We start from the raw sequence: 20720 nt of genomic DNA on the forward strand, positions 1-20720 counted from the left end.
GACCGTGGGCACGCGCGGTGGGCGTCCGGTCAGACCGTGGGCACCCGCGGCGGGCGTCCGGTCAGACCGTGACCGGGCGCGGCGGACGCTGGCAGCGCGGGCAGAAGTAGCTGGACCTGTTCATCCAGGGCCGGCGCCGCATCGGGGTGCCGCAGCGTCGGCAGGGCTCGTCCTCGCGCCCGTAGGCGTCGAGCGAGCGGTCGAAGTAACCGGACTCGCCGTTGACGTTGACGTACAGGCTGTCGAAGCTGGTGCCGCCGGCGGCGAGCGCCGCGTTCATCACGTCGCGGACGTGCCCGAGGAGTTCGGCCGAGCGCGTCCGGGTCAGGGTGGCGGTCGGCCGGTCGTAGTGCAGCCGGGAACGCCAGAGCGCCTCGTCCGCGTAGATGTTGCCGACGCCGCTGATCAGCGACTGGTCCAGGAGCGCCCGCTTGACCGTCGTGCGGCGCAGGCGCAGGGCGCTCTGGAAGGCGGCGTCGTCGAACGCCGGGTCCAGCGGGTCGCGGGCGATGTGCGCGATGACGTCGGGGAGCCCGTCGGGGCTCTGGTCGTGGAGGGAGAGGCCGCCGAAGGTGCGCTGGTCGACGAAGCGGAGTTCGGTCCCGGCGTCGTCGTCGAAGCGGACCCTGATCCGCAGGTGCTTCTCGTCGGCGGCGTCGTGCGGCCGGACGAGCAGCTGGCCGCTCATGCCCAGGTGGCCGAGGACGGCCGTCCCGGTGCCGGCCAGCGGCAGCCAGAGGTACTTGCCGCGCCGCCGCGCGCCCTCGAACCGCTGCCCTTCGAGCCGGGCCGCGAAGTCCTCGCCGCCCGCCACGTGGCGGCGGACGGCCCTGGGGTGCAGGACCTCGACCCCGGCCACGGTCCGTCCGGCGGTCCAGCGTTCCAGACCGCGTCGTACGACCTCGACCTCGGGCAGTTCGGGCACGGGTGTTCCTCCGGACTTCTCGGCCGTTGCGTCGCTGTTCCCCCGACAGCCGGGTCAACCCTACTGCCGTGCGGACGGCACGGGAAAAGACGGGAACCCCGCCCGTGGGCGGGGTTCCCGGAAAGCGGGGAAGCGAAGGGGGCGGGGGGTCAGGCCGAAGCCCGGTCCCCGGCAGGAGAGGAGTCGGCGACCGCTCCCGCCTCGGCCGCGGCCTTCGCCGCCGCCACGCGCTCGTCCGCGGCCGCGCGGATCGCGCGCCACGCGGATTCCGCCGCCTGCTGTTCCGCTTCCTTCTTGCTGCGGCCGGTGCCGGTGCCGTACGAGACACCACCGACGCGGGCGGCAGCGGTGAAGGTCTTCTCGTGGTCCGGGCCCTCCTCGGAGACGAGGTACTCCGGAACGCCCAGGCCCTCGGCCGCGGTGAGTTCCTGGAGGCTGGTCTTCCAGTCCAGTCCGGCACCGAGGTTCGAGGACTTCTCGATCAGCGGGTCGAAGAGCCGGTGCACCAGCTCGGACGCCGCTTCGAGGCCCTGGTCGAGATAGACCGCGCCGATCACCGCTTCGAGGGTGTCGGCGAGGATGGACGCCTTGTCCCGGCCGCCCGTGCCCTCTTCGCCCCGGCCGAGCCGGACGAAGGAGCCGAGTTCGAGGCCGCGCCCCACGTCCGCCAGCGCACGAGAGTTGACCACCGCGGCCCGCAGTTTGGCCAGCTGGCCTTCGGGCAGGTCGGGGTGGGTGCGGTACAGCGTGTCGGTGACCACCAGGCCGAGCACGGAGTCCCCGAGGAACTCCAGCCGCTCGTTGGTGGGCAGACCGCCGTTCTCGTACGCGTACGAACGGTGGGTCAGCGCACGCACCAGAAGGGCGGACTCGAGCCGATAGCCGAGCCGCCCTTCCAGGAGCGTGTGGGACGAGGCATGGTCCGTCTTGTCGTCCGTCTTGCGGGACTCAGACATTGCGCCTCTCACCAGCCCAATCAGACCGAGAGGACCTGGCGCTTGTTGTAGGTGCCGCAGCTCGGGCACGCGATGTGCTGCAGCTTCGGCTCCTGGCAACGCTCACACGAAACCAGGGTGGGGACCGCAGCCTTCCACTGCGACCGGCGGTGGCGCGTGTTGCTGCGCGACATCTTCCGCTTCGGAACAGCCACGGCTACTTCTCCTGCTTCTCGGCGGCGCTTCGGACGTCCCCGTCAGAGGCTTTGCCGCTCATGTTGTCCTTCTCATCGGTTCCCAGCGAACCGGCGAGTCCCTGCAGTGCCGCCCAACGGATGTCGACGGCGTCGTGGTGGTGGTCCGGGTTCTCGTTCAGATCGGCTCCGCATTCGGAGCACAGACCCGCACAGTCCTCCCGGCACACCGGCTGCATCGGCAGTGCGAGCACCACCGCATCACGCAGCACGGGTTCGAGGTCGAACATGCCGTCCTCGAGGGGGATCATGTCCTCGCCTTCCTCGGCCTCGTCGTCCGCGGCCGCCCTGGAGCGGCCCCGGTCGTCGGAGTCGGGGTACGAGAACATCTCCTGGAAGTCCACGTCGAGCTCCAGCTCGACGGGCTCCAGACACCTTACGCACTCCCCCTCGGCCGATGCACGGGCGGTGCCTGTGACGAGCACCCCTTCCATGACCGACTCAAGACGGAGATCGATGTCGACCGGAGAGCCCTCGGGCACTCCGATCACTCCTTCGACGCCCAGGGCCGCGGGGGCCTCGACCGATCGCGAGATCCGCTGCAGGGCACCAGGACGCCGCCCCAGCTCGTGCGTGTCGAACACGAGGGGGTCGCGGTGGTCGAGGCGCGTACTCAGGGCTCTTCCTGCTTTCGATTCGTTCTGCGTCGTGGGGAGGCTGCCGACCGTGGGCAGCGGAGATCGCGGGATACGCGCGACCGAAGAGCCAGGATACTGGACGCTTCGCCCAGGGCCCAATCCGGGCCGTCCGGCCCTTACCGCCCCTGTTCGTACTGCTGCTCGTACCGGCGCAGCTGCTCCAGGTCGATCATGCTCGTGTCGAAGAAGCTGGTCTCCTCGAGAGCGGCGTTCCCCTGGGGCTCGTGGGCCGGCGGGGCGGGCTGCTGGTACGCGTAGGGGTCCTGCTGCTGGTACCCGTACGGGTCGGCCTGCTGCGGCTGCTGGTACGCGTACGGGTCGGGCTGCTGGACCTGCTGGTAGGCCGCGTAGGCGTCCGGCTGGTGCTGCGGCTGCTGCGGGTACCCGTAGGGGTCGGCCTGCTGCGGCTGCCGGGGGGCCGGGGGCTGGGCCGGCGCGGGGTCGGAGAGTTCCGCGAGCCCGGCCAGGTAGTCGGCGTCACTGGTGTGGACCGCGCCGGAGAGGCCGTCCTGGGCGGCCATGTGCTCGCCGAGGTCGTCGGTGGCGATCCGGCCGTGCAGCTTCTGCCTGCCCCGGCCGACGGCCTCCAGGGTCTTGCCGAGGACCGCCTCGAAGGCGCCCAGCTTGGCGGTGATGAACTCGTCGGCCTCGGCCGTCCGCCGGTCCGGCGTCCGCGGGTCGGCGCCGTACCCGGAGGGGTCCCCGTCGGCGTACCCGTCCGGGCCGGCGTCCGGGTCGCGGCCGAGGAGCTTCTCGCGGCCCCGCTCGACGGAGCCGATGGTCTTGTTGAGGACGACCTCGAAGTTGGCGAGCTTGGAGTCGACGTAGTCGTCGGCCTCGGCCCGGATCTCCTCGGCCTCGCGGCGGGCCTCGGAGAGGATGCGGTCGGCCTCCTCCTGGGACTCCCGGGCGATCTGGGTGTCGGAGACGAGCGAGCCGCGTTCGGCGTGGGCGGCCTCGATGATCCGCTCGGCCTCGCGGCGCGCCTGCTCGACCATCTGCTCCCGGTCGCCGATCAGCTCCCGGGCCTGGGCGAGGGAGCCGGGCAGGGCCTCCCGCACCTCTTCGAGCAGGGCGAGCAGCTCGGCGCGGTTGACCACGCAGGATGCCGACATGGGCATGGAGCGGGCGCTCCGTACGGTCGCCACGATCTCATCGAGCTTCTTCTGCACGTCCACCTGGTGCTCGCCACTCTCTACAGCCGGTTGGAGACGGACGGGTCCGACTGTACGGCCAGTCGGCGTCCGTCCGACACCGGGTGACGGAGCGTCAGCGGCGGTGGCCGCGCGTCACCTCTCCGCCAGCCGCTCGGTCAGCCGGCCGAGGACCAGGGGCGGGACCAGGTGGGAGACGTCTCCGCCCCAGGCCGCGACCTCCTTGACCAGGGAGGAGGAGAGGAAGCTGTAGGTCGGGTTGGTGGGGACGAACAGGGTCTCCACCCCCGAGAGGCCGTTGTTCATCTGGGCCATCTGCAGCTCGTAGTCGAAGTCGCTGACCGCGCGCAGCCCCTTGACGATGGCGGGGATGTCGCGCTGCTTGCAGAAGTCGACGAGAAGGCCCCGGAAGGACTCGACGACGACGTTGCCGAGGTCCGCGGTGACCTCGCGGATCAGCTCGATCCGTTCGTCGACCGTGAAGAGACCTTTCTTCGACTGGTTGATCATCACGGCCACGTGTACGACGTCGTACAGCTTGGAGGCGCGGGCGATGATGTCGAGGTGTCCGTTGGTGATGGGGTCGAACGACCCCGGACAGACGGCGCGGCGCAACGTGGGTCCCTCGCTCTCCGGTCCGGTCATCGTGCGTCTTCGCACGGGGAAGCGGCGCGACCGTACCAAAACGTTCCCTCGCCGTAACGACGGGCCCGCAGCGGCTCGAAACCGGCCGGCCAGCCGAATTCCCCGCCCCTGGTACTGCGCTCCACGGTGACGAGGGCATCCTCGCGCAACCAGCCGCCCGAGCGCAGTGTGAGGAGGATCTCGCGGAGTCCGGCGTCCTCGACGGCGTACGGCGGGTCGAGGAAGACCAGGTCGTACGGGTCGGCGGGGGCGGGTCCGGTCACGATCTGCTCGGCCCTGCCGGTGCGCAGCTCCGCGCCGGCCAGGCCGATCGAGCGAATGTTGTCCCGGATCGTCTTCGCGGCGCGGGGGTCGGCCTCGACGAGGAGGGCGTGGACGGCGCCCCGGGAGAGCGCCTCCAGGCCGACGGCCCCGGAACCCGCGTACAGGTCGGCGACCCTGGTCCCCTCCAGGGTGCCGAGGAACGCCTCCCAGGTGGAGAAGAGGCCCTCGCGCGCCCGGTCGGAGGTGGGGCGGGTGCCGTTTCCGGGCGGCACGGCCAGGCGCCGCCCGCCGGCCGTACCGGCGATCACGCGGGTCATCGGTGTCCTCGTATTCCCTAACCTGTCACGTGGGCACCAGCTTATGGCCGTCCGTCCCGTGCCGCCGTCAGCCCTTCTCCAGGTACTCCTCCCGCTCCTCGTCGAGGAGGGCGTCGAGGGCGGTCCGCAGGCCCGGGTGGGCGGTGAGGCCCGGATCGGCGAGGACGAGGGCGGTGGCCTCCTCGCGGGCCGCGGCGATGACCTCCTCGTCCTCGATGACGGCGAGGACCCGCAGGGAGGAGCGGACGCCGGACTGGGCCTGGCCGAGGACGTCCCCCTCGCGCCGCTGTTCGAGGTCGATCCGGGAGAGCTCGAAGCCGTCGAGGGTGGAGGCGACGGCGCCGAGGCGCTGCCGGGCGGGGCTCGCCTCGGGCATCTCGGTGACGAGGAGGCAGAGGCCCGGGGCGGAGCCCCGTCCGACGCGGCCGCGGAGCTGGTGGAGCTGGGAGACGCCGAAGCGGTCGGCGTCCATGATCACCATGGCGGTGGCGTTGGGGACGTTGACGCCGACCTCGATGACGGTGGTGGCGACGAGGACGTCGAGGTCGCCGGCGGCGAAGCGGCGCATGACGTCGTCCTTGTCGTCGGGGTGCATGCGGCCGTGCAGGACGGCGATCCGCAGTCCCGCGAGGGGGCCCGCGCCCAGCTTCTCGGCGACGTCGAGGACGGCGAGCGGGGGCCGCTTCTCCGCCTCGTCCCCGGCGGGGGCCTTCGTCTTCTTCCGGTCCTCCTCGTCCCCGATGCGGGGGCAGACCACGTACGCCTGGTGGCCGTTCTCCACCTCCTCGCGGACGCGTTCCCACGCGCGCGCGAGGAAGTGCGGCTTGTCGGCGGCGGGGACGACGTGGCTGGCGATCGGGGAGCGGCCGGCGGGGAGCTGGTCGAGGACGGAGGTCTCCAGGTCGCCGAAGACGGTCATGGCGACCGTGCGGGGGATGGGCGTCGCGGTCATGACGAGGAGGTGCGGGGGCTGCTTCCCCTTGCCGCGCAGGGCGTCGCGCTGCTCGACGCCGAAGCGGTGCTGCTCGTCGACGACCACCAGGCCGAGGTCGTGGAACCGCACCTTGTCCTCGATCAGCGCGTGCGTGCCGATGACGATCCCGGCCTCGCCGGTGACCAGGTCGAGCAGGGCCCGGCGGCGGGCGGCGGTGCCCATGGAACCGGTGAGCAGGACCACCTTGGTGGCGCGGTCGGCCCCGCCGAGCATCCCGCCCTCGGCCAGCTCGCCCATCATCTCGGTGACGGAGCGGTGGTGCTGCTGGGCGAGGACCTCGGTGGGCGCGAGCATCGCGGCCTGTCCCCCGGCGTCCACGACGGCGAGCATGGCGCGCAGGGCGACCATGGTGTTGTGAGTGACGGTGAAGTGATCGGTCACGTAGGCGTGATCGGAGTGGGCGACGCTGATGCACTGGACGGGCTTCCGTCCGACGTGCTCGACCGCGCGGATCCCGCGCCTGAAGGTGTTGTGTTCCGGCCGTGGGCCCGTTCGCTCCGCCTTGCGCGTCGACCGGAACGGCGGGTACTCCTCCGGAAGCGCCACCGAGACGTCGAGGAACGCCTCCTCCGGCAGGACACGTGCCCTTCCTCCGAGGGAGCGCACGAGCCAGGCGACGTCCTCCGCGAGCCTGGGCGAAACCGTGCGGAGGGACACGCTCGTGCCGTCCTCGCCCACGGTGCCGTCGGTGTCCAGCAGCCCTTGCAGGAGAGCCAGGCGTGACTTGATCGAAGTGTTCCTGAACTGCTCGGGAACGAACTTGTCGTGCGGCGGAAGACCCCAGAGACCCAGCTCTCGCAGGGCTTGGACGACCGGGTTGCGCACGCCGCCCGCGCGTCGCGCCGACTGGATGGTGTAGTCGCAAGGGGAACCGGCGACGGGAACGAGCCGGCAATCCGGAGCCACGACGTCCGCGACGGCGTCGCGGATCTCCGCGTCCGTCGTGGACAACCGCAGGTCGTGGCGGAACGAACCGTCGCCCAGGAGCGCGCCGAGCAGGTAGGGGTCGAGCGGCAGCGTGGCATCGCTCCCCAGGTCGACCGGGGTCGCGACGGGGAGGTACCACTTCGGCGACCCGTCCGCCTTGTGCAGGTCGTGGCGGATCTCCCTCGTGGTCATCACCTCGGGGGGCCGGCCGCCGTGCCATCCGCGGCTCGTCCCGACGATCCACAGGTGCTCGTCGTCGCACTGCACGGAGCTTCCGTCGGACAGGACGACGCTCCATACGTCCCGCTCCCCCTGGGGGAACACGCCGTCGACGAGGGCGACGTCCCCCGTGGGCACGATCACCTCGTCGCCCACGCGCATGTCGCCCATGCGCCGGAAACCCGCGGGAGTGAGCACCAGGGAGTCCAGGGGCTGGGCCTTCCCGCTTCCGACCTCGCCCTGGAGGAGGCGGTGCATGGGGTGGTCGGTGGCGAGGTCGCCGAAGATCTCCTCGGAGACCTTCTTCTGGCCGTCGGTGAGGGTGAAGGGGAGCTTGGCGTCGAAGGCGTCGAGGATGCCGCCGGGAACGGGCCTGCGGGGGACGGCGGGCAGCTGGGTGTCGGCGTGCCGGCGGCGGGCGAGGGCGACCTGGAGGACGAAGGCCTCGTCCCACTTGAGCCGTTCCCGGGCGGCGGCGATGTCGGCCTTGGTGCGGGGCCGGTGGATCATCCGCAGGGCGTCGGGCAGTTCGGCGAGGCCGCGGCCCTCGCGCAGGGCGTCCGGGAGGGGGTCGACCGCGTCGGCGGCGCTCGGCAGGACGGCGTCGACGGCCTTGGCGACCTTCCAGGACTCCAGCTTGGCGGTGGCCGGGTAGATCGGGATGAGGGCGCCGGCCCAGGTGTCCACGGCCTCCCCGGGGTCGCCGCGGAGGAGTTCGTACGACGGGTGGGCGAGCTGGAGGCGCCGGTTGAAGAGCGAGACCTTGCCGGCGAACATCGCGCGGGTGCCGGGCAGCAGGTCCTTGTGCGGCTTGTGGACGCCCTTGCCGAAGAAGACGAGCTGGACGCGGCCGCTGCCGTCGGTGATGGTGACCTCCAGCCGCCGGCCCTGCCCCTTGGCGCCGTTGAAGGTGAGGACGCGGGCGTCGGCGACCTGCGCGACCACCGTGACGTGCTCGTCGAGCGGCAGGTCGGAGAGGGTGGTCAGCTCCCCCCGCTCGGCGTACCGGCGGGGGTAGTGGTGGAGCAGGTCCCCGACCGTGTGCAGGTCGAGCGCCTCGGCCATGACCTTGGCGGTGGCGGGGCCGAGGGACTTCTTGAGTGGTTCGTCGAGCGCGGGCACGCGTTCCATTGCACACCACGGGACCGACAGCCGGGGCGCGGGGCGCGGACGGCCGCCCGTCCGGGGGCCCGGCGGGGCCTATTCCACCCCGATGAGCAGCGGCGGGGCCCCCGCGCCCGCGTGGTACGTGGTGGTGTCGACGGCCAGGTGGCCGTGGCGGACGTGGCGTTCGAGGTCGGCGGCGAGGCCGGGCGGGGTGTCGTCGGCGACGACGAGGGTGACGAGTTCGCCCCCGGCCGAGAGCATCCGGTCCAGGACGGTGCGGGCGGTCTCGGTGAGGTCCTCGCCGATGACGGCGACGTCGCCCTCGATGAGGCCGAGGACGTCGCCGGCCTGGCAGACGCCGGCCGAGGTGAAGGAGCGGTGTTCGGCGACGGCGAGTTCGGCGTAGCGGGTGGCTCCGGCGGCGGCCGTCATGGCGACGACGTCCTCGTCGAAGCTCCGGCCGGGTTCGTGGACGGCGAGGGCGGCGATGCCCTGGACGGCGGCCCGGGTGGGGATGAGGGCGACGCGGACGCCCTCGGCCCGGACGCGTTCGGCGGCGGCCGCGGCGGTCTTGCGCAGGTCGGCGTCGTTGGGCAGGAGGACGACCTCGCGCGCGTGCGCCCGCCGTACGGCCTCGGCGAGCTCGTCCTCGGTGGGCGGTTCCCCGGGGCGGGTCCGCACCGTGGTCGCGCCCGCTCCGGCGCAGAGCCCGGCGAGGCCCTCGCCGGGGACGACGGCGACGACCGCGCGCCGGGCGCGCTCCCCGGGGGCCGGGGCGTGCGCGGCGGCGGTGGCGAAGTGGGTGATCCGGATGCGGTGCGGCCGGCCGGCCTCGACGCCCGCCTCGACGGCGGCGCCGGCGTCGTCCACGTGCACGTGGACGTTCCAGAGCCCGTCGCCGCCGACGACGACCAGGGACTCGCCCAGGGCGTCGAGGCGGGAGCGCAGCAGTTCGACGGCCGCGTCGTCGGCCTCCAGGAGGTAGATCACCTCGTAGGCGGGGCCGTCGTCGCCGGCGCACACCTCCGGGGGGGCGGCCGGCGGGAGCGGCGCGGTCCCGGGGTCGGGCGGGGTCCGGCCGGTGACGGTCTCCAGGAGGGCGCCGAGGACGGTCACCAGGCCCCGGCCGCCGGCGTCCACGACTCCGGCGCGTCCGAGGACGTCCAGCTGGCCCGGGGTCGCCGCGAGGGCGGTCCTGGCGCCCTCGTGGGCGTCGCGGGCCACCTCCACCAGTCCGCCGCCCGCCGCGCACGCCCCGGCGGCGGCGCTCGCCACCGTGAGGATGGTGCCCTCCACCGGGTGGGCGACGGCCTCCCGGGCCGCCCGCGCGGCCTCGGCGAGGGCGCGGGCGAGGTGGTCGCCGTCGCGGCCGCGCGCGAGGACGGCCGCCATGCCGCGCAGGAGCTGGGAGAAGATGGTCCCGGAGTTGCCGCGGGCGCCGAGGAGGGCTCCGTGGGCCATGGCCCGTACGGTCTCCGCGGTGTCCGGGACGGAGGCGGCGAAGACCGCCTCGACGGCCCGGTGGGCGGCTTCCGCCGTCAGGTAGAGGTTGGTGCCGGTGTCCCCGTCCGCGACGGGGTAGACGTTGATCGCGTCGATCTCCTCGCGTTCCCGGCCGAGGGCGTCGAGGGCCCGCGCGCACCAGCTCCGGACCGCTTCGGCGTCGAGCTCGACGAGCTCCTCGTCGGGCTGAAGGGCTCGCGACAACGGGGGTCCTCCTTCGGCGGTGGGATCACCGCAGGGTAGACCGGGGGTGTCCCGCGGGTGACCGGGGCCCGGGACGAGAGCGGCGGAGACCATGGTAGTTTCGTTGCACGGAAGCAGTCGTTGTATGCTGCTTCGGTTGCCCGGTTCAAACCGGGCCGTTCCCCGGCAAGCCACTTCAGACTCCTGATTCCGGTGCGCCGGTTTTCACTGTAAATCTGAAGTCTTTGGAGTGACCCGTGGCTGCCAACTGCGACGTCTGCGGCAAGGGGCCGGGCTTCGGCAACAACATTTCGCACTCGCACCGCCGTACGTCCCGTCGCTGGAACCCGAACATCCAGCGCGTGCGTGCCGTGGTCGGTCGGACGCCGAAGCGGCTCAACGTCTGCACCTCGTGCATCAAGGCCGGCAAGGTCTCGCGCTAACCGCGACGTTCCGTCGTAGCGCAGCCCTGCGGTTGCCTTGAAAGGCCGGTTCACTCAGGTGAACCGGCCTTTTGCCTTGCCCGGAAACAGGACCGGAAGCGGTCGTGCCACCGGCCACGACCGCTTCCGGGGCCCCTCAGTCCCTGAACCGCCAGCCGTGGTCGACCGGGCCTATGCCCGCGCCCAGGGCGAATCCGGCGCCGATGGCCCCGGTCACGTACTCCTTGGCCTCCCGTACGGCCTCCGGCACCGTCAGGCCCCTGGCGAGTCCGGAGGCGATGGCGGAGGCGAGCGTGCAGCCCGTGCCGTGGGTGTGCCGGTTGTCGTGGCGCGGGGCGCGCAGCCAGTGCTCCTCCTCGCCGTCGGTGAGCAGGTCCACGGCCTCCCGGCCCGTGGGCAGGTGCCCGCCCTTGATCAGCACCCACTCCGGCCCGTACGACAGGACGCCCTCGGCGGCGGTCCTCATGTCGCTCTCGTACACGACGTGCACGTCTATGAGCTGCGTCACCTCGTCCAGGTTGGGCGTGGCCACGGTGGCGCGGGGCAGGAGCCTCGTGCGCACGGCGTCGAGCGCGGACGCGGCGAGGAGCGGGTCGCCGTGCTTGGAGACGCCGACCGGGTCGACGACCACGGGCGCGTCGGTGCCCCCGAGGAGTTCCGCGACGGCCTCCACCAGCGGGGCGGAGGCCAGCATGCCGGTCTTGACGGCCTGGACGCCGATGTCGTCGACGACGGCCCGGTACTGGGCGCGCACGGCCTCCACCGGCAGTTCCCAGACGCCCTGGACGCCCCGGGAGTTCTGGGCGGTGACGGCGGTGAGGACGCTCATGCCGTGGACGCCGAGCGCGAGCATGGTCTTCAGGTCGGCCTGGATTCCGGCGCCGCCGCCGGAGTCGGAGCCGGCGACGGTGAGGACGAGCGGCGGCCTCATTCGGTCTCGCCGAAGTGGTCCCAGCCGCCGGCCGCGTGCCAGGGCGCTCCGTCCACGGTGACCTGGGGCAGCGCGGAGGGGTTGAGGACCTCCCCGATGACCTTCCAGCGGGCGGGGAGCTTCACGTCCGGCGGGAAGGTGGCGACGATGGCGTGGTCCTCCCCTCCGGTGAGCACCCACTGCAGGGGGTCCACGCCGACGGCCTGCCCGATGTCGTGCATCTGGGTGGGGATGTCGATGAGTCCGGACCGCAGGTCGATCCGGACCTTGCTGGCCTCGGCGATGTGGCCGAGGTCGGCGATGAGGCCGTCGCTGACGTCGCACATGGCGGTGGCGCCGAGTGCGGCGGCGGCCGGGCCCGCGTGGTACGGGGGTTCGGGCCTGCGGTGGGCCTCGACGAAGGCGCGCGGGGAGCGGAAGCCCCGGGAGAGGACCGCGTATCCGGCGGCGGACCAGCCGAGCCAGCCGGTGTAGGCGACGACGTCGCCGGGCTGGGCGCCGCCCCGGGTGACCGGGTCGTGGTTGCGCAGGTCGCCCAGGGCGGTGATGGAGACCATGATCGTGTCGCCGCGCACGACGTCGCCGCCGACCACGGCCGCGCCCGCGACCTGGCACTCGTCGCGCAGGCCGTCCATGAGTTCGGTGGGCCAGGTGACGGGGAGCTCGGCGGGGACGACGAGGCCGAGGAGGAGGGCGGTGGGGACCGCGCCCATGGCGGCGATGTCGGCGAGGTTCTGCGCGGCGGCCTTGCGGCCGACGTCGTACGCCGTCGACCAGTCGCGGCGGAAGTGACGTCCTTCGAGGAGGATGTCCGTGCTGGCCACCACGCGCCGGTCGGGGGCGGAGACGACCGCGGCGTCGTCGCCGGGCCCGATCCGTACCGCCGGGGTGGAGGTGAGCCGGGACGTGAGCTCTCTGATGAGCCCGAACTCGCCCAGCTCTCCGACTGTGCCCTTCACCGCGTCTCACCTCGTGTGTTCGTGCCGGCCGGCGGGCGGGGGCGCGCCTGGGCGCGCCGCGGGTCGCGGGCCGTCACCGTGCTGGGTACCGTCATGTAGACCGTCAACTTCTGTCCTGTGCGGGCCACGCCCCGGACGCCCCGGAACGCGCGGGTCTCCCCGCGGCCCGTGGTGACGCGGTACCGTGGCGTCCCTTTCTCCCACAAGATCCTCGTGGTCGCCCTGGAGGTTCCGTGGTACAGGCGTACATCCTCATCCAGACCGAGGTGGGCAAGGCGTCGGCCGTCGCCGACACCATCTCCAAGATTCCGGGGGTGATCCAGGCGGAAGACGTGACCGGTCCGTACGACGTCATCGTGCGCGCGCAGGCGGACACGGTCGACGAGCTGGGCCGCATGGTGGTCGCCAGGGTCCAGCAAGTGGACGGCATCACACGCACCCTCACCTGCCCGGTCGTTCATCTGTAGCCCCCGTCTACGCTTGGCCGGTGACCTCTTCCCACCGGCCCTCCGGCCTGCCCGTCGTCGTCTCGGCCGCCGTGCTGCTGCTGGCGTCCGCCGGCTGTTCCCCGTCGGACGGCCGGGCGTCCGTCGCGGTCCCCAGCCCTCCGGCGGCGGAGGCCGCCCTCTGCCAGGCGCTGGCGAAGGAGCTGCCCGACACCGTGGCGGGGCTGGAACGGAGTGACCCGGAGCCCGGCTCCGAGTTGACCGCCGGGTGGGGCGACGGTGCGATCGTACTGCGCTGCGGGGTCCCCCGGCCCGAAAAGATGAGCGACGCGAAGGCGCAGGGCGTCTCCGCGAACGGCGTGCGGTGGATGCTGGAACGGCCGGAGGGTTCCGGGCCCCGTTTCACCTCGGTGTACCGGAGGACGTACGTCGAGGTGAGCCTCGACCGGCGGTACGAGCACGACGCGGGGCCGCTCGCCGCTCTCGCCGCGCCCGTGGCCGCGACGGTCCCGTGCGCGCTGGAACCCGAGTGCTCCTGACGCCGTCCGGACGCGCCCCGGGAGCCGGCCGCGCGAGGTGCGCGTCCGGCTCCCGGGGGCGGACCGGCTAGCGCAGGCCGGTGGAGCGGTTCAGGGCGGCCTGGAGGAGCCGGTCGACCAGCTCGGGGTAGTCCACGCCGCTCTCCCGCCACATGCGCGGGTACATGGAGATGGGCGTGAAGCCCGGCATGGTGTTGATCTCGTTGATGACGAAGTCGCCGTCCTCGGTGAGGAAGAAGTCGGCGCGGACCAGGCCCTCGCAGGACACGGCCTCGTAGGCGGCGACGGCGAGCCGCTGGATCTCGGCGGTGGCCTCGTCCCCGAGGGGGGCGGGCACGATGCCGGAGGCCGCGTCGATGTACTTCGCCTCGAAGTCGTAGAAGTCGTGGTCGGTGACGGGCGGGATCTCGGCGGGCACGCTGGCGCGCGGACCGTCCTCGAACTCCAGGACGCCGCACTCGATCTCGCGGCCCCGGACCAGCGCCTCCACGATGATCTTGGGGTCGTGGCGACGGGCCTCCTCGACGGCCTCGTCCAGGCCGGAGAGGTCGTCGACCTTGGTGATGCCCACGGAGGAGCCGCCGCGGGCGGGCTTCACGAAGAGCGGCCAGCCGTGTTCGGCGGCGAACTCCACGATCTTCTTGCGGGCGGCGGCCGGGTTCTGCTCCCACTCGCGCGGCCGGACGACCTCGTACGGGCCGACCGGGAGGCCGAAGGAGACGAAGACCCGCTTCATGTACTCCTTGTCCTGGCCGACGGCGGAGGCGAGGACGCCCGCGCCGACGTAGGGGACGCCGGAGAGTTCCAGGAGGCCCTGGAGGGTGCCGTCCTCGCCGTACGGGCCGTGCAGCACCGGGAAGACCACGTCGACCTCGCCGAGGGCGCGCGGCACGGCGCCGGGTTCGGCGAGGACGACCTCGCGGTTGGCCGGGTCCACGGAGAGGACGACACCGCCCCGCTCGCTCTCGGCCAGCTCGGCGACGTTCGGCAGGGCCCGGTCGGTGATGGCCATCCGCTCCGGGGCGTCGGCGGTGAGCGCCCAGCGCCCGTCCGTCGTGATGCCGATGGGCAGCACGTCGTACTTGTCCCGGTCGATGGCGCTCAGGACGGCGCCGGCCGTGACGACGGAGATGGCGTGCTCGGAGCTGCGTCCGCCGAAGACGACGGCCACGCGGGGCTTGCGGGGGCTCTGGGTGTTCTCGCTCATATCGCGACGAGAGTACCTTGCGGCACCCGAACTCCTGAGCGCCCCGCCGGGCGGCCCGGCCGCCCGGCCCGTCCGGCTCAGCGGCGTTCGGGCTTCGCCGAGCGCGACATCAGCTCCTTGAGGGCGACGACCGGCGGCTTGCCCTCGTGGACGATCGAGACGACCGTCTCGGTGATGGGCATGTCGACGCCGTGGCGGCGGCCCAGATCGAGCACCGACTCGCAGGACTTGACGCCCTCGGCGGTCTGCCGGGTGGCCGCGACGGTCTCCTGGAGGGTCATCCCCCGGCCGAGGTTGGTGCCGAAGGTGTTGTTCCGGGAGAGCGGGGAGGAGCAGGTGGCGACGAGGTCGCCGAGGCCCGCGAGACCGGAGAAGGTGAGCGGGTCGGCGCCCATGGCGAGGCCGAGGCGGGTGGTCTCGGCGAGGCCGCGGGTGATGAGCGTGGCCTTGGAGTTGTCGCCGAGCCCCATGCCGTTGGCGATGCCGACGGCGAGGCCGATGACGTTCTTGACGGCGCCGCCCAGCTCGCAGCCCACCACGTCGGTGTTGGTGTACGGGCGGAAGTACGGGGTCAGACAGGCGGTCTGGAGCCGCTGGGCGACCGTCTCGTCGACGCAGGCGGCGACGGCGGCGGCGGGCTGCCGCGCGGCGATCTCCTTGGCCAGGTTGGGGCCGGTGAGGACGGCGACGCGTTCGGCGGGCACGTCCGCGACCTCGGTGATGACCTCGCTCATCCGCTTGGCGGTGCCGAGTTCGACGCCCTTCATGAGCGAGACGAGGACCGTGCCGGGGGCGAGGAGCGGCGTCCAGGCGGCGAGGTTGCCCCGGAGGGTCTGCGAGGGGACGACCAGGACGGTGAAGTCGGCGCCGGCGGCGGCCTCGGCCGGGTCGGCGGTGGCCGTGATCCCCCGGGGGAGTTCGACCCCCGGCAGGTAGTCGGGGTTGGTCCGGGTGGCGTTGATCTCCTCCGCGAGTTCCGCGCGGCGGCCCCAGAGGCTCACCTCGCAGCCCGCGTCGGCGAGCACCATGCCGAAGGCGGTGCCCCAGGAGCCGTTGCCGAAGACGGCGGCCCTGGTCACTTGGCGCCTCCCTCGGCGGCCTTGCGGCGCTGCGCGAGGCGGGCCCTGCGGTGGTCGTACGGTTCGGCGGGCGCCTTCTCGCCGCGGATCTCCTCCAGGAGGGCGGTGATGGCGGCCATGATGGTCTCGGTCGCCTCGCGGAGCACCTCGGGCGTCGGCTCCAGGCCGTGGAAGCGGGAGAGGTCCACCGGCGGGCCGGCCTGCACGATCAGCGTCTTGCGGGGGAACAGCCTGAGCCTGTTCTCCTTGGCGTACGGCGGCATCGCGAGGTTGGCGCCCCACTGGGCCACCGGGACGACGGGGGCCTTGGTGAGCAGCGCGACGCGGGCGGCTCCGGTCTTGCCCGCCATGGGCCACATCGCGGGGTCGCGGGTCAGGGTGCCCTCGGGGTAGAAGGCGACGCACTCGCCGCGTTCGATGGCGTCGACGGCGGCGCGGAAGGCGTCCAGCGCGTTGGTCGTCTCGCGGTAGACGGGGATCTGCCCGGTGCCGCGGAGCATCATGCCGACGAAGGAGCCCCTGAAGAGGGCCGCCTTGGCGAGGAAGCGGGGGACGCGGCCGGTGTTGTACTGGTAGTGCGCGTAGGAGAGCGGGTCCAGATAGGAGTTGTGGTTCACGGCGGTGATGAATCCGCCCTCGGCGGGAATGTGTTCGGTGCCGCGCCAGTCCCGCTTGAACAGAACCGTCATGGGGGGTTTGACGATGACCGCCGCGAGGCGGTACCAGAAGCCGATTCTGCGGCGGGGCACGCGGACACCTTTCTCCGGGACTGGCTGGCAGGGGGTCAGTGTCGCCCCATGCTCCTGGTCTGTCGAGGACACCGTACGCCCCGGCCCCTCCGGCGAGCCGCGTGGGCGGGACAGAATGGTCCGTGATGAACACCGACGCCGACGACCGCTGGTCCCTCGTCGTACCCCTGAAACCCCTTGCCCTGGCGAAGAGCAGACTGGCCCCGGCGGCGGGCGCGCGGCTGCGCCCCCGGCTGGCGCTCGCGTTCGCCGAGGACACCGTGGGGGCGGCGCTGGAGTGCGCGCGGGTGCGGGAGGTGGCGGTCGTCACCGACGATCCGGCGGCGGGCGCGGCCCTGGCGGCGCTGGGCGCGCGGATCGTGCCGGACGCCCCGGCGGCGGGGCTCAACGCGGCGCTCGCGCACGGGGCGCGGACCGTGCGGGCCCGGCGGCCGCACGCGCGCGTGGCGGCGCTCGGCGCGGACCTCCCGGCGCTGCGCCCGGCGGAGCTCGCCCGGGTCCTGGACGCCGCGCGGGCATTTCCGAGGGCATTTCTCGCGGACGCCGCCGAAATCGGTACGACATTCCTCTCGGCGTCGCCGGGGGTGGAATTGGAACCGGCATTCGGGGGCGCGTCGAGGCTGCGGCATTTGTCGTCGGGGGCGGCGGAAATCAGGCTCGCCGGGGTGGATTCCGTGCGCCGGGACGTGGACACCGGGGAGGACCTGGCGGAGGCCGGGGAGCTGGGGCTCGGGCCGCGGACGGCCGCCCGGTGGCTGCGGGCGGCCGGATAGGCTGCGGCCCATGCAGGCGACCGCGTTCACGTACGACCCCGAGACCCGCAGCGGCAGTGTGCTGCTCGACGACGGCACCCCCGTGGAGTTCGGGGCGGAGGCCTTCGAGGCGGGCGGGCTGAGGCTGCTGCGTCCGGGGCAGCGCGTACGGATCGAGACGGAGCCGGGCGGCCCGGGGGCCGGTCCGCGCATCACGCTGGTGACGCTCCAGACGTTCTGATCCGGGAGGCGCCGGACGCGCCGCGGGCCGGGCTCCCCGTGGGGAGCCCGGCCCGGCGGATCGTTCCCGCACGTCCTACTTCTTGGCGGCGGTCTTCTTGGCGGTGGTCTTGCGCGCCGTCGTCTTCTTGGCGGGCGCCGTCGTCGCCGCGGTCTTCTTCGCGGCCGGGGCGGTCTTCTTGGCCGTGGCCTTGGTGGTCTTCTTGGCCGCGGCGGTGGTGGTCTTCTTGGCGGCGGCCGAGCTCTTCTTCGCGGCGGCGGTGGTGGCGGTCTTCTTCGCCGGGGTCGCCTTCTTCGCGGCGGCGGTGGTGGTCGCGGTCCTCTTCGCGGGCGTCGTCTTCTTCGCGGCGGCGGCGGTGGTCGCGGTCTTCTTCGCCGGGGTCGCCTTCTTCGCGGCGGCCTTCTTGGCGGTGGTGGCCTTCTTGGCGGCGGCCTTCTTCACGGTCGCGGAGGCGCCGCCGGTGAGGCTGCCCTTGGGGGCCTTCTTGACGGAGACCTCGCCGCCCTTGGGGAGCTTCTTCGAGCCGCTGACCAGGTCCTTGAAGCCCTGACCGGCGCGGAAGCGGGGGACGGAGGTCTTCTTCACGCGGACCCGCTCGCCGGTCTGCGGGTTGCGGGCGTAGCGGGCCGGCCGGTCGACCTTCTCGAACGAGCCGAATCCCGTGACGGAGACCCGGTCGCCGGCGACCACGGCCCGCACGATGGCGTCGAGCACGTGGTCGACGGCTTCGGCGGCCTGCTGGCGACCGCCCATCTTGTCGGCAATCGCTTCTACGAGCTGCGCCTTGTTCACGTCTTCCCCTTCGGAGACATTGCCAGAACGAAAGTGTTCAAGCTTTTTCGCACGTTAGGCATGTATATACCGCAAATCAAACACGAAACGGTCTAATCACCCTAGTGCCGCAACGCGGAAGAGCCGTTGCGGAGTTCCTGGTGTCAGTCGTCCTCGGGGAATCGGCCCTCGTCGAGGTCCTTCATCAACCGGTCCAGACGCCTCGCCGCGTCCTTGAGATCGTGCTTCGCCGCGGCCGTCACGACCAGCAGCTTCCGGGACAGCGCCATCCTTACGCCCTCCGGGACTTGCAGTGAGCGCACGGTCGCGTGCGCTTCCTTCAATCGGGCGGCGACTGCCTCGTAGAGCTCGAGTTGGCTGTCGCGTTCCATGCACCGATTGTGCCATCTGGGGCGAGTTGTCGCCCGACAGGGTCTCAACAAGCGGCTGCGCCCCCCACCGGGCGGTGGGGGGCGCAGTCGTGGAAAAGCGCTGCTCAGACCGTAATTGTACGGGGTTTGAAGGACGGCCTCGCCGCCTCGTAGGCCGCGATGTCGGCTTCGTTCTGAAGGGTGAGGCTGATGTCGTCGAGCCCGTTCAGCAGACGCCAGCGGGCGTTCTCGTCGAGCTCGAAGTCGGCGTCGATCCCGGCGGCCAGGACCTTGCGGCGCTCCAGGTCGACGGTGACCTCGGCGGTCGGGTCGGCCTCGGTCAGCTCCCAGAGGGCGTCCACCGTCTCCTGCGGGAGGACGACCGTCAGCAGGCCGTTCTTCAGCGAGTTGCCGCGGAAGATGTCGGCGAAGCGGGAGGAGATCACGGCCTGGAAGCCGTAGTTCTGGAGCGCCCAGACGGCGTGCTCGCGGGAGGAGCCGGTGCCGAAGTCGGGGCCGGCGACCAGGACCGTGGCGCCCTGCCGCTCGGGGCGGTTGAGGACGAACTCGGGGTCCTTGCGCCACGCCTCGAAGAGACCGTCCTCGAAGCCGTCGCGGGTGACCTTCTTCAGCCAGTGGGCGGGGATGATCTGGTCGGTGTCGACGTTGCTGCGGCGCAGCGGGACGGCCCGGCCGGTGTGGGTGGTGAAAGCTTCCATGGTTCCTAGACCCCCGCGGGAGTGGCGACGTCGGACAGATCGGCCGGAGAGGCCAGATGGCCCAGTACGGCGGTGGCGGCGGCGACCTGGGGCGAGACCAGGTGGGTCCGGCCGCCCTTGCCCTGCCGGCCCTCGAAGTTGCGGTTGGAGGTGGACGCGGAGCGCTCGCCGGGAGCCAGCTGGTCGGGGTTCATGCCGAGGCACATCGAGCAGCCCGCGTGCCGCCATTCGGCGCCGGCCTCCTTGAAGACCTTGTCCAGGCCCTCCTCGACGGCCTGGAGGGCGACCCGGACCGAGCCGGGGACGACCAGCATGCGGACCCCGTCGGCGACCTTGCGGCCCTCCAGGAGCGAGGCCGCGTTGCGCAGGTCCTCGATGCGCCCGTTGGTGCAGGAGCCCACGAAGACGGTGTCGACCCTGATGTCGCGCAGCGGCTGCCCGGCGGTCAACCCCATGTACTCCAGGGCCTTTTCCGCGGCGAGGCGCTCCGAGGCGTCCTCGTACGAGGCCGGGTCGGGGACGTTCGACGAAAGCGGCGCGCCCTGGCCGGGGTTGGTGCCCCAGGTGACGAAGGGGGCCAGCGAGGCCGCGTCGACGACGACCTCGGCGTCGAAGACCGCGTCCTCGTCGGACCTCAGGGTCTTCCAGTACGCGACGGCGGCGTCCCAGTCCTCGCCCTCGGGGGCGTGGGCGCGGCCCTTCAGGTAGGCGAAGGTGGTCTCGTCGGGGGCGATCATGCCCGCGCGGGCGCCGGCCTCGATGGACATGTTGCAGATGGTCATCCGGGCCTCCATCGAGAGCTTCTCGATGGCGGAGCCCCGGTACTCCAGGATGTAGCCCTGGCCGCCGCCGGTGCCGATCTTCGCGATGATCGCCAGGATCAGGTCCTTGGCGGTGACGTCCTCGGGCAGTTCGCCGTCCACGGTGACGGCCATGGTCTTCGGGCGGGCGAGCGGGAGCGTCTGGGTGGCGAGGACGTGCTCGACCTGGCTGGTGCCGATGCCGAACGCCAGCGCGCCGAAGGCGCCGTGGGTGGAGGTGTGCGAGTCGCCGCAGACCACGGTGGTGCCGGGCTGGGTCAGGCCCAGCTGCGGTCCCACGACGTGGACGACGCCCTGCTCGACGTCGCCCAGCGGGTGCAGCCGGACGCCGAACTCGGCGCAGTTCTTGCGCAGGGTTTCCAGCTGGGCGCGGGAGACGGGGTCCGCGATCGGCTTGTCGATGTCGAGGGTGGGGGTGTTGTGGTCCTCGGTGGCGATGGTGAGGTCGAGGCGCCGCACCTGCCGGCCGTTCTGGCGCAGGCCGTCGAAGGCCTGGGGGCTGGTCACCTCGTGCAGCAGGTGCAGATCGATGAAGAGGAGGTCGGGCTCGCCCTCGGCGCGCCGGACGACGTGGTCGTCCCAGACCTTCTCCGCGAGTGTCCTACCCATCGCTTTCCCTCCGGCCGA

23 protein-coding genes are annotated in these 20720 nt (G+C 72.4%); 5 read left to right on the forward strand and 18 right to left on the reverse strand.

What is annotated here, in order from left to right; translation table 11 throughout:
* Positions 1-61 precede the first annotated feature (61 nt).
* The 9 genes from mutM to ACZ3IL_RS00670 all read right to left on the reverse strand — a co-directional run bounded on the left by mutM (position 62) and on the right by ACZ3IL_RS00670 (position 10179).
* Positions 62-925 (reverse strand): bifunctional DNA-formamidopyrimidine glycosylase/DNA-(apurinic or apyrimidinic site) lyase, encoded by an 864-nt coding sequence (gene mutM / locus ACZ3IL_RS00630; protein ID WP_467385398.1) that lies wholly within the window; start codon positions 923-925, stop codon positions 62-64.
* Positions 926-1074: 149 nt separating this feature from the next.
* On the reverse strand, positions 1075-1881 hold the full coding sequence (gene rnc / locus ACZ3IL_RS00635) for a ribonuclease III (protein WP_467385399.1): 807 nt from the start codon (positions 1879-1881) through the stop codon (positions 1075-1077).
* 20 nt (positions 1882-1901) lie between these two features.
* Positions 1902-2075 carry a 50S ribosomal protein L32 gene (gene rpmF, locus ACZ3IL_RS00640; RefSeq protein WP_015036448.1) on the reverse strand — a complete coding sequence of 58 codons (174 nt, stop codon included), beginning with the start codon at positions 2073-2075 and terminating at the stop codon, positions 1902-1904.
* A 2-nt stretch (positions 2076-2077) separates the two neighbouring features.
* Positions 2078-2698 (reverse strand): YceD family protein, encoded by a 621-nt coding sequence (locus tag ACZ3IL_RS00645; RefSeq protein WP_467385400.1) that lies wholly within the window; start codon positions 2696-2698, stop codon positions 2078-2080.
* A gap of 170 nt (positions 2699-2868) precedes the next feature.
* A complete protein-coding gene (locus ACZ3IL_RS00650) occupies positions 2869-3930 on the reverse strand; it encodes an ATP synthase F0 subunit B (protein WP_467385401.1) in 1062 nt (353 codons plus the stop codon).
* Between the two features lie 111 nt (positions 3931-4041).
* On the reverse strand, positions 4042-4521 hold the full coding sequence (gene coaD, locus ACZ3IL_RS00655) for a pantetheine-phosphate adenylyltransferase (protein ID WP_467386740.1): 480 nt from the start codon (positions 4519-4521) through the stop codon (positions 4042-4044).
* A gap of 26 nt (positions 4522-4547) precedes the next feature.
* Complete coding sequence (rsmD, locus tag ACZ3IL_RS00660; RefSeq protein WP_467385402.1) at positions 4548-5132, reverse strand: 16S rRNA (guanine(966)-N(2))-methyltransferase RsmD; 585 nt, start codon at positions 5130-5132, stop codon at positions 4548-4550.
* Between the two features lie 67 nt (positions 5133-5199).
* On the reverse strand, positions 5200-8403 hold the full coding sequence (locus ACZ3IL_RS00665; protein ID WP_467385403.1) for a helicase-related protein: 3204 nt from the start codon (positions 8401-8403) through the stop codon (positions 5200-5202).
* Positions 8404-8472: 69 nt separating this feature from the next.
* The gene (locus ACZ3IL_RS00670) at positions 8473-10179 is read right to left on the reverse strand and encodes a DAK2 domain-containing protein (protein ID WP_467385404.1); all 1707 of its coding nucleotides are present in this window, start codon (positions 10177-10179) and stop codon (positions 8473-8475) included.
* 143 nt (positions 10180-10322) lie between these two features.
* On the opposite strand from ACZ3IL_RS00670, the gene rpmB reads away from it, so the two are divergent.
* On the forward strand, positions 10323-10508 hold the full coding sequence (rpmB, locus tag ACZ3IL_RS00675; protein WP_003957616.1) for a 50S ribosomal protein L28: 186 nt from the start codon (positions 10323-10325) through the stop codon (positions 10506-10508).
* 136 nt (positions 10509-10644) lie between these two features.
* Here the strand turns inward: rpmB and thiD are convergent, their stop codons facing one another.
* Both thiD and ACZ3IL_RS00685 read right to left on the reverse strand, forming a co-directional pair.
* Positions 10645-11439 carry a bifunctional hydroxymethylpyrimidine kinase/phosphomethylpyrimidine kinase gene (gene thiD / locus ACZ3IL_RS00680; RefSeq protein WP_467385405.1) on the reverse strand — a complete coding sequence of 265 codons (795 nt, stop codon included), beginning with the start codon at positions 11437-11439 and terminating at the stop codon, positions 10645-10647.
* Complete coding sequence (locus tag ACZ3IL_RS00685; protein ID WP_467385406.1) at positions 11436-12398, reverse strand: thiamine-phosphate kinase; 963 nt, start codon at positions 12396-12398, stop codon at positions 11436-11438. Before ACZ3IL_RS00685 ends, thiD begins: the two co-directional genes overlap by 4 nt.
* 233 nt (positions 12399-12631) lie before the next feature.
* Here ACZ3IL_RS00685 and ACZ3IL_RS00690 point away from each other — a divergent pair, with 233 nt between their 5' ends.
* Positions 12632-12865, forward strand: coding sequence for an Lrp/AsnC family transcriptional regulator (locus ACZ3IL_RS00690; protein WP_467385407.1), 234 nt, complete (start codon positions 12632-12634; stop codon positions 12863-12865).
* Between the two features lie 20 nt (positions 12866-12885).
* Positions 12886-13383 carry a DUF3515 domain-containing protein gene (locus ACZ3IL_RS00695; RefSeq protein ID WP_467385408.1) on the forward strand — a complete coding sequence of 166 codons (498 nt, stop codon included), beginning with the start codon at positions 12886-12888 and terminating at the stop codon, positions 13381-13383.
* Between the two features lie 67 nt (positions 13384-13450).
* On the opposite strand, the gene ACZ3IL_RS00700 is transcribed toward ACZ3IL_RS00695, so the two are convergent.
* The 3 genes from ACZ3IL_RS00700 to ACZ3IL_RS00710 all read right to left on the reverse strand — a co-directional run bounded on the left by ACZ3IL_RS00700 (position 13451) and on the right by ACZ3IL_RS00710 (position 16418).
* Positions 13451-14590 carry a D-alanine--D-alanine ligase family protein gene (locus tag ACZ3IL_RS00700; protein ID WP_467385409.1) on the reverse strand — a complete coding sequence of 380 codons (1140 nt, stop codon included), beginning with the start codon at positions 14588-14590 and terminating at the stop codon, positions 13451-13453.
* 77 nt (positions 14591-14667) lie between these two features.
* Positions 14668-15669 carry an NAD(P)H-dependent glycerol-3-phosphate dehydrogenase gene (locus ACZ3IL_RS00705; protein ID WP_467385410.1) on the reverse strand — a complete coding sequence of 334 codons (1002 nt, stop codon included), beginning with the start codon at positions 15667-15669 and terminating at the stop codon, positions 14668-14670.
* Positions 15666-16418: a lysophospholipid acyltransferase family protein gene (locus tag ACZ3IL_RS00710; RefSeq protein WP_467385411.1), complete on the reverse strand. Its 753-nt coding sequence runs from the start codon at positions 16416-16418 to the stop codon at positions 15666-15668. The genes ACZ3IL_RS00705 and ACZ3IL_RS00710 overlap by 4 nt, the downstream gene beginning before the upstream one ends.
* Before the next feature lie 125 nt (positions 16419-16543).
* Between ACZ3IL_RS00710 and cofC the strand changes: the two genes are divergently transcribed.
* A complete protein-coding gene (cofC, locus tag ACZ3IL_RS00715; protein ID WP_467385412.1) occupies positions 16544-17191 on the forward strand; it encodes a 2-phospho-L-lactate guanylyltransferase in 648 nt (215 codons plus the stop codon).
* Positions 17192-17201: 10 nt separating this feature from the next.
* Positions 17202-17411, forward strand: a complete 210-nt coding sequence (locus ACZ3IL_RS00720; RefSeq protein ID WP_467385413.1) for a hypothetical protein — start codon at positions 17202-17204, stop codon at positions 17409-17411.
* A gap of 75 nt (positions 17412-17486) precedes the next feature.
* Here ACZ3IL_RS00720 and ACZ3IL_RS00725 read toward each other — a convergent pair whose 3' ends face one another.
* The 4 genes from ACZ3IL_RS00725 to leuC all read right to left on the reverse strand — a co-directional run bounded on the left by ACZ3IL_RS00725 (position 17487) and on the right by leuC (position 20702).
* On the reverse strand, positions 17487-18203 hold the full coding sequence (locus ACZ3IL_RS00725; protein WP_467385414.1) for an HU family DNA-binding protein: 717 nt from the start codon (positions 18201-18203) through the stop codon (positions 17487-17489).
* Between the two features lie 143 nt (positions 18204-18346).
* Positions 18347-18574, reverse strand: a complete 228-nt coding sequence (locus ACZ3IL_RS00730; RefSeq protein ID WP_467385415.1) for an SCO5555 family protein — start codon at positions 18572-18574, stop codon at positions 18347-18349.
* Between the two features lie 104 nt (positions 18575-18678).
* A complete protein-coding gene (gene leuD / locus ACZ3IL_RS00735) occupies positions 18679-19272 on the reverse strand; it encodes a 3-isopropylmalate dehydratase small subunit (RefSeq protein ID WP_467385416.1) in 594 nt (197 codons plus the stop codon).
* Positions 19273-19277: 5 nt separating this feature from the next.
* On the reverse strand, positions 19278-20702 hold the full coding sequence (leuC, locus tag ACZ3IL_RS00740; RefSeq protein WP_467385417.1) for a 3-isopropylmalate dehydratase large subunit: 1425 nt from the start codon (positions 20700-20702) through the stop codon (positions 19278-19280).
* Between the last annotated feature and the right edge of the window lie 18 nt (positions 20703-20720).

This window comes from Streptomyces sp. NPDC014907 (genome assembly GCF_055562975.1).